At 38.8% G+C, this 11,502-nt stretch carries 12 protein-coding genes and 2 pseudogenes; 5 read left to right on the top strand and 9 right to left on the bottom strand.

Annotated elements, in window-relative coordinates; all coding sequences use genetic code 11:
* The 4 genes and pseudogenes from MHN81_RS28305 to MHN81_RS27235 all read right to left on the bottom strand — a co-directional run.
* A pseudogene (locus tag MHN81_RS28305) lies at positions 1 to 151 on the bottom strand (endonuclease); the annotation flags it as partial.
* 276 nt (positions 152 to 427) lie between these two features.
* Entirely contained in the window at positions 428 to 754 is a 327-nt protein-coding gene (locus tag MHN81_RS27245; protein ID WP_063357049.1) for a hypothetical protein, read from the bottom strand.
* A 128-nt stretch (positions 755 to 882) separates the two neighbouring features.
* Positions 883 to 2,511 carry a hypothetical protein gene (locus tag MHN81_RS27240; protein WP_239427302.1) on the bottom strand — a complete coding sequence of 543 codons (1,629 nt, stop codon included), beginning with the start codon at positions 2,509 to 2,511 and terminating at the stop codon, positions 883 to 885.
* A 2-nt stretch (positions 2,512 to 2,513) separates the two neighbouring features.
* On the bottom strand, positions 2,514 to 3,227 hold the full coding sequence (locus MHN81_RS27235; protein ID WP_239427301.1) for a hypothetical protein: 714 nt from the start codon (positions 3,225 to 3,227) through the stop codon (positions 2,514 to 2,516).
* 159 nt (positions 3,228 to 3,386) lie between these two features.
* Here MHN81_RS27235 and MHN81_RS28215 point away from each other — a divergent pair.
* The 5 genes and pseudogenes from MHN81_RS28215 to MHN81_RS27210 form a co-directional block, all read left to right on the top strand.
* A pseudogene (locus tag MHN81_RS28215) lies at positions 3,387 to 3,785 on the top strand (recombinase family protein); the annotation flags it as partial.
* Positions 3,768 to 3,944 carry a helix-turn-helix domain-containing protein gene (locus MHN81_RS28300; RefSeq protein ID WP_343224748.1) on the top strand — a complete coding sequence of 59 codons (177 nt, stop codon included), beginning with the start codon at positions 3,768 to 3,770 and terminating at the stop codon, positions 3,942 to 3,944. The pseudogene MHN81_RS28215 and the gene MHN81_RS28300, both read left to right, overlap by 18 nt.
* A 55-nt stretch (positions 3,945 to 3,999) precedes the next feature.
* On the top strand, positions 4,000 to 4,965 hold the full coding sequence (locus MHN81_RS27220) for a hypothetical protein (RefSeq protein WP_239427300.1): 966 nt from the start codon (positions 4,000 to 4,002) through the stop codon (positions 4,963 to 4,965).
* 10 nt (positions 4,966 to 4,975) lie between these two features.
* A complete protein-coding gene (locus MHN81_RS27215) occupies positions 4,976 to 5,413 on the top strand; it encodes a hypothetical protein (protein WP_239427299.1) in 438 nt (145 codons plus the stop codon).
* 279 nt (positions 5,414 to 5,692) lie between these two features.
* A complete protein-coding gene (locus MHN81_RS27210) occupies positions 5,693 to 6,496 on the top strand; it encodes a hypothetical protein (protein ID WP_239427298.1) in 804 nt (267 codons plus the stop codon).
* 51 nt (positions 6,497 to 6,547) lie between these two features.
* Here the strand turns inward: MHN81_RS27210 and gmtX are convergent, their stop codons facing one another.
* The 5 genes from gmtX to MHN81_RS27185 form a co-directional block, all read right to left on the bottom strand.
* Positions 6,548 to 7,105: a gamma-mobile-trio protein GmtX gene (gene gmtX, locus MHN81_RS27205; RefSeq protein WP_239427297.1), complete on the bottom strand. Its 558-nt coding sequence runs from the start codon at positions 7,103 to 7,105 to the stop codon at positions 6,548 to 6,550.
* Positions 7,106 to 7,191: 86 nt separating this feature from the next.
* Entirely contained in the window at positions 7,192 to 7,662 is a 471-nt protein-coding gene (locus MHN81_RS27200; protein WP_239427296.1) for a hypothetical protein, read from the bottom strand.
* Between the two features lie 449 nt (positions 7,663 to 8,111).
* Positions 8,112 to 8,783: a retron Ec78 anti-phage system effector HNH endonuclease PtuB gene (ptuB, locus tag MHN81_RS27195; protein ID WP_239427295.1), complete on the bottom strand. Its 672-nt coding sequence runs from the start codon at positions 8,781 to 8,783 to the stop codon at positions 8,112 to 8,114.
* A 5-nt stretch (positions 8,784 to 8,788) separates the two neighbouring features.
* Complete coding sequence (gene ptuA, locus MHN81_RS27190; RefSeq protein ID WP_239427294.1) at positions 8,789 to 10,429, bottom strand: retron Ec78 anti-phage system effector ATPase PtuA; 1,641 nt, start codon at positions 10,427 to 10,429, stop codon at positions 8,789 to 8,791.
* Complete coding sequence (locus MHN81_RS27185) at positions 10,422 to 11,366, bottom strand: retron St85 family RNA-directed DNA polymerase (RefSeq protein ID WP_239427293.1); 945 nt, start codon at positions 11,364 to 11,366, stop codon at positions 10,422 to 10,424. The genes ptuA and MHN81_RS27185 overlap by 8 nt, the downstream gene beginning before the upstream one ends.
* Positions 11,367 to 11,502 lie beyond the last annotated feature (136 nt).

The raw sequence follows: 11,502 nt of genomic DNA, 5'->3' as shown, positions 1-11,502 counted from the left end.
ACTAACGGTTGAGCCTCAAAAGCTTTTATTTCACGAGAGTATTCAAAGTGAAAACACGCATCGAACTCTAAGGATGATTCAACTAAGCAAGTGGCTTTGCAAACTTATAGAGATTTTTGACTCTGGAGTGCTTTAGTTTACGCCTGATCATAACCATCACCGAATATACGAGACGATTTAAAAGTAGGCTATGCAGGGATTATAATTCAATTTTTATGCGGGGTTTTACTACAAATTTGCAGACTTACAAATTTATAGTGGAAAGTGTACCAAAATCCAAAAATAACTATAAAACAAACCCTTAAATCATTAATGATTTAGTAATTCAACATCATCGTCTTTCAGATCTTGAGGCAATGTAGCGTGTTGCATGTCAATTTAGGTACTTTCTAACTTGCCATGGTCTGTGTTACTTCAGTCATAGGGCCTAGTAAGATACAGTCGCTTTAACTGCAAGTTGGTAACCTGTTAACAATGCTTCAGACTCTTTTAAACTCATAGAGCCATAATTCATTGCAATATATTTTGTGGCCTTTGATGAGTGAGTTGGTTCGGTATTGCCAAACTCAGATTTAAAATTTCCAACTTTAGCTTTTAATGTGCCACTATCTAATTTGCACCGCTCAGCTAATTTATCACATAGTTCTGATTGCAGACCATATGGAAACCCTTTTGACTCTAATTGCTTATATATAACAAAGCACTCTAGTTCTATTTCAAGCGACCAACCTGACTCTGGCTTAAAGTTAAACATTTAGTTATCCTGTAAATACCAACACCCGTTTATTCAGTCACAGGCTAAAATTAGGAAGACAGATCGCCGATCTGTTGTTTATTCTCCTTGATTGAAGCCTATAGCAAAACTGTTTTAGACTGCTCAGCCTAGTAACTACTAATCGATTTGATTGCAATTTCACGCATTAGATCGCGATTAATTAAGCATCGCTTGGTTGAAAACAACTCGCCCTCTGTTATGCTGTGGCCTTTTCTTTTTTCACCTCTGCCACATGTCCATTTATAGGGGTAAGTATTTTTATCTTCTTTGAGCCCACGGTCCTCTTTGCACAATTTCTTCTCCAGTTTTTTAATTTCATCGTGGTTACATTGCAGTTCAAAAAAGCGCTGTGTTGAGCACAACACTGGATGCTTATGCGGAGCAGACTCGCCTCTATGAACAAAATTCGACCGATATTTGTATGTATCTTTGACAATATTCTCTAATTGAGAAGTCGTAAAATGAACAGGTGTAAATTCATTTTGTTCTCTGCTGAATTCTGCGCCGCTATTCCAATGCGAATTAAACCCGTGTTGAAGAATATCGCCATCGTATAAGTTCCACCACTGTTCAACAGGGCAATACTTAAACACGAAACCTGCAAAACGTTCTTTCAAGCGCTTATCGTTACTCTGCAAATTGCAATAATGTTGAAAAAGTGCATTAAGTTGAGGATCGTCCTTCGTTACTTCCTTCCATTCATTATGGAGTTTATGCTTTTCGGGTGCTGGTATGGCAATTTGCGCAATACTTTCTATCGCTGAAACTAACATAGAAAAAGACAAATCGAAGTCTTCTTTATAGTTATGGTGGGCCAACTGAACCATTCTAATAGCTTGCATACATTTCTTGTAATCAAACTTTTCACGTCCTGCTTTGTAGGGAAGTTGCCACAAATTTGAGATCACATCTGATAACTGATTATTCCATTCACCAAGCACATCTCGATGTATATCTACTATTGCTCCACGACCTCGGACCACTGGGTGTATAGCCGCCATTTGCCTCAGGTCTTTTATTTGGAGTACCATAATTTCGTCAGTTGAAGCATTATAGGGTAGTGTATTGAGTACGCTTGTGAAACTAAGGTCGTTGTCGAGCTCTACATTTAAAAACTGTTCACCTGCATCATCCATTTGCGCGGTTAAACGAGGAAAGATTTCAGGTCGTTCGGTTGGCCAGAACTTACAAAAGCGCCCCCAAATATCACCACGGGCGGTTTTGATAACTACTTTAGCATTCTCGATATTTGCAAAATTATCTCCACGATTGTCAGCAATGAAATCCTCAAGCGAAACTAGTTCATCCAAAGTTACACTTTCGATTGTGCCTCCATGCACATAAACACATCTAGATGTCGTAAACGAGACCGCTGCCGCTAGCCCCTGAACAAATAGCTGACGACCATAGGCTGGCACCCACTCTGGTAATTGTACAGGTGATATGAAAGACTGAACGCATTCCTGACCACTTACATCATTGACTCCATGGTTTATCACGATAGAAGGCTCGATAATAATATCCCTTGGCAACTCCCAGTCGCTAGTCAGCTGGAAGTCTAATGAGATATAACCAAACAAACGACCATTAACTGTGCTTTCTTGTTGCTTAAACATACTGAGCCTAGTAACTAAGTTTTGAGAATAGTATTCCTTCCCAGCCTCTGGATGAAAGGCAACAATAGCCTCTTTAAATAAGGTCTGATCTGATATCCAATCTCTAATTGATTCACTCATTACTATCTACTCTGAAGCCTATTCACCATCCACCTATAACTACAAGGCTTTAGCTCAATGAAACCTTCCCCCCGCCTTTCTGCATTAAGCTTCTCAAGCTGCTCTAAAAACAGGTCATAAACCTTTTGATACCTCACTACCGTATGCGTGCGCAGGTATTCATTGATCACGTCATCAATTAGGTCATGAACTTCTTGGGGCAATTGCTTGGTGCGATTACCTTTGGCTTTATGCCTTGGCATCAATGCGTTTTTATCCCAGCCACTTTCCACAAAAGCTTTGTTCCAATGGGCTAGCGTGCGCCATGAAGGTGGACTGTTGTCGTTTATTTCCACTGACTTTTGGGTAATAAACGGGGTTAACCATTTCTCGGTATAGGCTGGAACACTTTGCTCAATTGCGCCTTGCACATACTTATAACGTCGCTGCATTTCTTTTTTGGATGCAACATCTTCCGCAGTTTCAGCTTTAAGCTTTTTAACGTTACTGAGTGGTTTAAAGGTTAGCTTGGTTGGTAGCTCACGCCGCGCGATGGTTCTGAGTTGGCCGTTTGAAACCAGTTGTTCAAGCCCTGGCTTTTCAAAATTAAACCGCCCACCGCTTTCAATATCCGTCAACACCACGTCAGTACCCGCAACGCTTTCAACCGCAAAGTAAGAGCATGAATGCTCCGATAGGCGTTTAACTAAAATCAGGTCGGGGTCTTGCAAGTCCATTATGGTGATGTTTCCTAAAGCTACGGCAAAGCATATGTTCAAATAGCGTAAACCCTAATTGAACATCACCAAAACAGACTAAAAGTGTTCATTTAGGGTGGTTTAAGGCCTTAGTACGCACTATGTTTATTTAGTCTAGATGCTAAATGAACAATTGCCATGAGTATGATTGGATATGCGCGAGTTTCAACCACAGATCAGTCTTTAGATTTACAAGTAGCCAAACTTGAGGAAACTGGTTGTGACAAGGTGTTTACCGATATGGCATCAGCATCGAATACCAAACGCGATGGGTTTCAAGCCCTACTTAGCTACCTCCGTGCCGGTGATACCTTAATCGTGACTTGAGTCGACCGTATCGCTCGTTCCGTACTCGACTTACAAACCTTAGTGAACCATCTAAAATCCAACGATATTCAGCTACAAGCGCTAGAGCAGCCTATCTCAACCGACTCTGCCTCGGGCAAAGCCTTTTTAGATATGCTCGCCGTGTTCGCAGAATTTGAGCTCAATATGAGAAAAGAACGCCAGCTTGAGGGCATTGCAGCCGCGAAAAAAGCGGGTAAATACAAAGGCCGCAAGCCAATATCCGACAACATCAAACAAAGCATTTTATCGCTACGCGCAAAAGCTACACCAGTCAGCCAAATAGCAAGCACTGTAAACGTTTCAAGAAACACGGTTTATAAAGTTATCAATCAAGATATTAACAAATGACTTGACTAGGTATAACATATTGAACTTGGCTATCTGCTTGTGAAAAGGAATAACAGTGGAAGTATTGATACCATTTGCTAAAGATAAAAATGGCTCGCTCGCGTTTGTCGATGAAGTGGAAAGCGGTTTAGAGTGCAATTGTTTTTGCATCAGCTGCGATATGCCTCTTTCCGCGCACAAGTATAAAACGAACATAAGACGCGATCACTTCAAGCATGCACCGAAGATAAACTCCAAAGATAAGCCATGTGAGATAAGTTATAAACGCGCTATTTTTTGGTTGTGCCGTAATATACTTGCTACCAATACTAGCATTCGTCTTCCTAGATATATAGGTTATCCAAGCAGGGATAAATCCGATGAAGGCGTACTGGTCACTGATGAAAAGGTATACGAATATCAATCTAAAGTAACATTGAATCTAGCCATTGAAAGCGCTCAAAACGAAATTGCTATCCTACATACCAATGACTTCGACATTACCCTTATTTTAACGCTAGAGATTAGTACTTACCAATTTAGCCCTACATACAACCAAAAGTCCGCCATTGTAGTTGTCGATGTAGAGGATTTTAGAAAATATGTTGAAGGCAAAGTGAATGGCTACAGAGATCAAGTTGAGTCTGAATTACTTGAGAAGCTAGGCATCAAGTATTGGCATTATCACCCTAAACAAGAGCAAAGGTTTACAGAATTTTACCGTAGTAGAAGTCAAAAAATACTATTCGCTAAAAAGGAACAAGCTCAACGTCAGAGGGAGGAACAAAACCAGTTGGCTGAAGAGAGCGAACCGTTATATAACCCAGTTTATGGATTTCAGCACAACCCTCAATATAAAAGAAAACCAACACGTGCTTTTAGGGAGATTATTGACCTAAATCCTGCACCAAAACAATACGAGACAAGGTGGTTTAGGTGTGGCTACTGTACGAATATGTGGCAACGCTCAAGTACAGATGTTCCTTACTCTGTTACTGACACGCCGTGCCCATCTTGCAATCACCTAATCAGAATAGGCTAATGAAAACTATATGATTTGCGACAAATCAAAAGCCCTGCTTGAGCAAATGAGAATTGACGCTGATGAATACTTTGAAAGCTTATATAAGAGGTTTAATGATGATTACAGGGTATTTGCAGATGTTTTAGATAGCTTCAATTGCAATACAAAAACGCAGCCCGAATTCGCTTTTAGAGATTTTTGGCTGCAAAAGTACGCTTCTTATTCCATGGAATCAGAACTGTGCAATTGGGCTTTTGAGCTTTTTAACAATTTAAAACGGTTTTATTCTGGAGGTGTATTTGAACTATTCAAAACCAAGCAAGTTGAGTGGGGAGCACCACCAATCAGAATTAAACGCGAAGACGTACCAACTAACTCAGATATTGAGCAACTTGAAGTTGAAGTAACGATATACCGTGGTTTATCACCCAACGAGTTTGAAAGTAAAAACTTCGCACAGTCTTGAACTATAGACTATGAAACAGCTAGACGATTTGCTCATGAAATATATAAAGATAAGATTAAAGGCATAGTTGTTAAAGCTGTTGTACCAAGAAGCAAAGTTATCTATTTTAATGCTAAGGATAATGAACAAGAAGTAATCATTGAGTATGGCGCAGTAAGAGAGGCAAAGGTCTTAATTTAAGCCCATTTTTGCTAACATTTTAATTTCTGTGATGTTAAATAGCTTTATAAATACAGCTTTAACATTATCTGTTTTTTTACACAAAGGAGTTGGATAATTTTGGAAGAGTTTGAAATACAATATGAAGAGTGTTTTGTAGCATTTTTGGACGTTCTAGGTTTTCAAGAAATGCTCAATAAAAATAAAAAAGAAAAATTAGAAAAGTACTTTAAAATTGTAGAAAAAGAGATAAACAATCTAAAAATCGCCGACACTACTATCAAAAGAAATATACAGTCTATTGTAATAAGTGACTCTATAATTTTGTGCGTTAAGCCAGAGAGTTTTGAAAAAATTCAAAGCCTTAGAGAATTATGCATTGCGATTGCAAAAATACAGTATGAGCTGATGTCTGAAAATATCTTTATAAGGGGAGCTATTACATTTGGACAAGTTCATTTTGATATGAGCCGACATCAGATCGTAGGCCCTGCTTATGTCAAGGCTTATAAGATGGAAGAAGATCTGGCCAAATTTCCAAGAGTTATTTTAGATACAGAATTAGTAACTTTGCTTGAAGAGGATAAAAGATCATTTCAAGAGCTGATTTCACGAGTCAATACAAGCGATTCTACTAAAAAGCTTTACCGTGCAGATGTGTTATACTGCCAAACGTCACCACAGATTACTGCAGACCAACCTTTATTCGTGGATTATTTTTCAGGCCTTCTCTGGGCATCTGATAATGATAAAATCGAACGTGCATTATATAACATTCAAAGCAACCTATTTAAAAACCCTTACCAGCTTCCGAAATATGGTTGGCTTAGAGATTACATACTCACCATAGTCACAATTTCCTCATATGAAAGTCTGCGTACCCAAAAGTCAGAAATATTAATAAAAAGCTTGAGAGGTTACTAGGTATAGGTGATTTCTGTAGGGTTGGTCTTCTGTATTAGATAAACTGAGGTATTAAATGTAATTTTTTACAGACTTTTTCAACCCATTCACATATCCACGCTTATAGATCTCGTTTCCCTCAGCATCTTTGACTTGCCCTGTGGGCATGACTTCCCAACCTTGTTTATTGAAAAGTTCATCAGAAATTGCGTCTTTAATGGCTTCAACTTCCAGCGGTACCAGTTGTTTGTTTTCAAGTGTGGTGTTGGTTTTATCGCCTTTGGTTCGGTCAATAAACAAGTCTGAGTTGGCTTTTAATGTATTGAGCTGATCGCGGTATTTGTTACGTTCGGCAATCAATGACCCTACTACGGCTCTAATCACTGGGTCATCGATGGCATCCAGAATATGTTGGTCGTTGCTGTTCAATAACTGCTTTTGACGCACTGAGAGCGGCTTTTTACATATTGTGCCTGAATAGGCTGCCCAGGCCTCAATTAATTGCTGAAAATGCTTGCCTGTGCGATTACGGATGGTTTGCGTTGATGGACCGCCTTGCTCTTTTGACAGCCGCCCAATCGTTGCCATGGAAAAATCGAGAGGTGTTATTTTACTTTGTTGCTCCAGCACAGCATTCAATAACCGTTAAAGCATTGGCGGTTCTTGTGGTGGCGCTTGCGCATAGCTCTTGCAGCACTAGGGTTGGGTCAACTGGATTAGCCATTTTTCTTCACTCCTAAAGTGGCTGTTGCCATGTTTGCTAATGTTCTAATGCTAATGCCTGTATTACTTTCAATCGCCTGTACACCTTGCTCAAGTAGACCTGCGTCTTTTAAGTAAGCCTCAGTATCAAGGTAAGTAGAGAGCATTGTCATGGCTTTGCTTTTGTCTGGCTCTTTTGTGGCATTTAGCATGGCGTTGACCATCACATTGCCAACCTCAAGCTGTGCTTCGTCATCAAGTTGCATCAAGATTGGCTGATAGCCCATACGCATCAGCATGGTATTTAGCATGTTTGATCTATGATTGATGGCCGTGGTTTTCTTTAAGTCATCTTTTAAGTCTGCAAATACTTCAGCGTCATCGCAGATTTGGATCAGCTGCCTAAATTCAGATTTCGTGTCTAAAAAGCTAAAAAATGGTGATATATCTTGCTCCGAGCCAAGCGAAATAACTTTGACTAACACGGTAACTAAACCAATTAGTGCTGATTAGTTTTAGTAGATTAGTATATGAAGTGCTATTGATCTAATGAACTACTGTCTAGTTTTTTACTTTAGAAAGATAGGAATTAGTACAGATTAGTATAGTTTTAAGTACTATAAATAAGACTTACACTTCAAACAACACTGGAGTTTGTAGTCTAAGTTTGCATAAGACGACCCGACTACTTCAATGACTTAGCTGTGTGATTGAAGTATAACTTGACATAAATGTGAAGTATAAGATTGTAAAATATGACGCATTTTAGTGTTCTTTTCAAAGTCCCTTTAGTGCCAGAAACGGATCATTAGCATAACTTGATAAAGAACCCATATTAGATACAATAAAAACTCAGTCGTATTTTATTTATCCTATTTTTCCTTACAAGAACTTATCCACAATTACCTCGTCTATAGGCTGTATCTAGGGCCGTTTAGAACTGCTCGTTATGTGTCCACAAATGTTCTAACGCTGTCGAATACTCAACGTCCTTTATTCTGTTTAATGCTTCTAATAACTCTACTTCCAAAAGTTCTGCTAGCTCACCAGTATCATCTTCGGCCAACATCTCCCAATAACTATTTGCCAAACTCTTTTCTCCAGCGATTGCAGATTTTCTTGAGTTCTCTAGCGTACTATCACCATCGAGATTGAAAACAGCAATAGTGTTATTAGCAAGTTCTCTACTTTGTTCTGTTAGATTAGATCTAGGTCTAACTTTTCCAGAATTAAGGAAAAGTATTAACTCTTTAGGATCCATCACATCAGGTTTACATACCTTGGCTAAGTCTATTTTTTTAGCAGTTGGATCCTTATCTTTGTATTTCCCGCAACGATCAGGATTGTTACATGAGCCAAATAAGTTACCCCAATCAAAGGTCAGACTAGGCACTAGGTCCCTTTGGATAAAATGCTCAATATGTCTTTTGGTATTATCATCACTTAACTGGCACTCACAATACGCACAGAATCCACGCTGCATGATATCTAGCTTTTCCCAAATGTCGTTTGTTAAACCATTGTTTGAGATAACAGACCACTTATCTCGGCCATGCCTAAATTGAGATAGACAGAGAGGAGCACAACCACGAACCAATTTTTTCATAAGAATCAGGCCCCTTTTAGCGCTCTGGCCTTTAATTTAAACTCTTGAGTTCTTATTTCGCCTTTAATTTTTACGACTTCTGGATGGTTATCACCAAAATGTCTAACAATTTTATCATATAACTCGAGACCTTCCTTTGACTTCCAAAGGTTCTCCGCAACCAAGGCTGAATAGTTAGAAAGCCAATTTGCTTCGCGCACAGGTGGGATAGAAAACGTTCCCATAATCTGTTCTAGAACATCAGAGCTACACACCCCTTTTGTCTGATATGTTGGTGCGCCTATAGAAGCAATACCATTGTCATCAAATCGAAGTATACGAATACAATCTTTATCTACAGTAGACAATACCTGTGGGCTATGAGTAGTCACGATGAATTGTAGATTAGGGAAAGTCGCTTGGAGACCAATTAGGATTTCTTGCTGCCATTTAGGGTGAAGGTGTAATTCAATTTCATCAATAACTACAATTCCATGACCAAGTAAAGGAGCATCAGAGTCAGGGTTTAGCGTTACTAAACGCCTTGCCAAGTCTCCAGAAAGAGCTACGAGCATCTTTTGACCATGTGAGAGCTGTGCAATATTCACTCTATTCCCAAAATTCTCAACCATTAGTTTGACCTTTCCTGAACTACGTTCTACTTCAAGGTTTTTTATTTCAGGAACAAGCGTTTCTATTGCTCTATTGACTAGATCTAAATGTTGTTGGTATTTGGTTGAAGATTTAGTCGCTACTAGGTTCGTTAATTCTTGCTTTTTAGCATTTAATATAGCAGTGAATGCATCATTTTTAGGAGGGTTTTTCCCTCCATATACTTCATCAATTGTGGTCTGCAAAGTAGCTATCTGAGCCTTAAGCTCTTGAACTTCTGCGGTTTCCTCTCCTTGTGCCCTATTGACTAACTCGACATAAAGCTTAGAAAAATCTTCCAGTTTCCCGCTTCCATCCAAAGCTGTCTTAAGGTCAGAAAACCTATTACTAACACTGTCTCCTGAAGCAGTCTCTGTAATCGTTGAAGACAATGAAAAATCTGAACGTTCAACCGAATAGAATGCTAAAAGTGGAATGTTTATCAATGGATTCTGAGCAGTCCTTTTATACATATCAGTAACTTGTCTTATGGCTATTACATCTGTAGGTGTACTGCCACTATACCCAAAAACAGTATTGCCAATACTCACATCAAACATGTTCTGATTATCGAATTTAAACTGAGTTGCCACCTCACTGAACTCTTTAGAGTTAATATGGATGTCACTTTCCGTTACTTTTCTTCCAACTACATCTGTTTTTTCAAAATTATTATTTAACCACGACAATGTCTTAGCAATAGCTTCTGCAACACTCGTCTTTCCTGCTCCGTTTACACCGATGATAACAGTAACTTTTTCATCAAATGAAATATCAAGAGCAGTAAATCTTCTAAAATCCGTCAGATGTATTGACGATAAAACAAGCTTCTTTTCAATAAGTGCAGATTCTACTTTAGCTAAATATTTAGAAGCTAAGCCCTCATCTTTTTGCTCTACATTTTTACCTTCAGAATAGTTTCGATACAATTGATACGAAGATAAAAAATTACCTTTATCTGAACTTTGAATCAGGTGTTTAACAGATCTGCTTCTATTTTTTCGTGATTTAGTCATTTGATTCCTCCACAATTTGAGTAATTAGTTCAGCTGAATATTTCCGTTTCAATGATTGAACAAACAAAGGCTCTACATGCTTAGAGAAAGCAATAAGACCACGGAGGTGTTGCCTATCCTCAGCGTCAAGTTTGTTTAGTTGAACTTGATGCACTAAATGCTTGATATACCTTTTCCGCTCCCTTCCTAGTGAGAGGTTTCCATTATTACTAATGGTGATACCTGTAACATGCCTATTGTGAGCTTTAGATGAAAACCTAGTTTTCTTTCTGTTGATTCTTATCGCACTCCCAAAATGCTCAACTAGCTTTTCTTTTACAAGTTCTGGAAGAGCAAAAAGGGAGTCCTTATGCTTTGTTGAAAAGGTCAAATCATCAGCATAACGCGTATACATAATTTCTTTTTCAACGCACAACTTGCTAAGAGCACAATCAAATTGGTACATGAAAAAATTAGATATTAGTGGAGAGCTTGGTGCTCCTATACTGAGAACTAAAGCACCTCCTGTTGTTTTACTAGGGCACCAGAAGAGTAACCTTTCTAAAGCTTGCTTATCGTGTTCTGGAGGTAAAGGCAGTATTGACTCCCAGACTTCCCAAAACAATTTATTAGAGATCGAGTTGAAAAAGTTTTCGAGATCTAGTTTAAGTAAATAAGGGTTATTTTTATGAGCAAATGCATTCTGCTTAATACCCGTACCTTTTCGATAAGCAGTTGCTGAATCATGGATAGGTAATTTCTGAAGCTCCAGATACTTACGCTGATATTCTTTCAGCTCTTTAGAGGGCTGAGCTATAACTCGGTGTCCGGAGGTTCGCTTTGGGATTGTATAGACTTTGTACCTTTTGGGTGCACTCAACAGAAAGTGAGCTACTTGGTCTTCGCTCTTTTTCAATTTTAATGCTAGCTGTTCTATCAAAGTCATTTCTAATTCCATAAAAAGCCCAAGAGCGTTGCTCTTGGGCTTAACTCTTTACTAGAGGAAGCGATAGATTCGCAACCTGATTGACGAACGGAGTGAGGAGATCAGGTTGCGAACCTATCGCAACCATAAAACCGTTCAATAAATTAGA

Origin of the sequence: Pseudoalteromonas sp. Of7M-16, assembly GCF_022347805.1 — a bacterium.
Classification (GTDB): domain Bacteria; phylum Pseudomonadota; class Gammaproteobacteria; order Enterobacterales; family Alteromonadaceae; genus Pseudoalteromonas; species Pseudoalteromonas luteoviolacea_F.
Note: the sequence above shows the minus strand (reverse complement) of the source record. Positions and strands in the feature narration are given on the sequence as shown.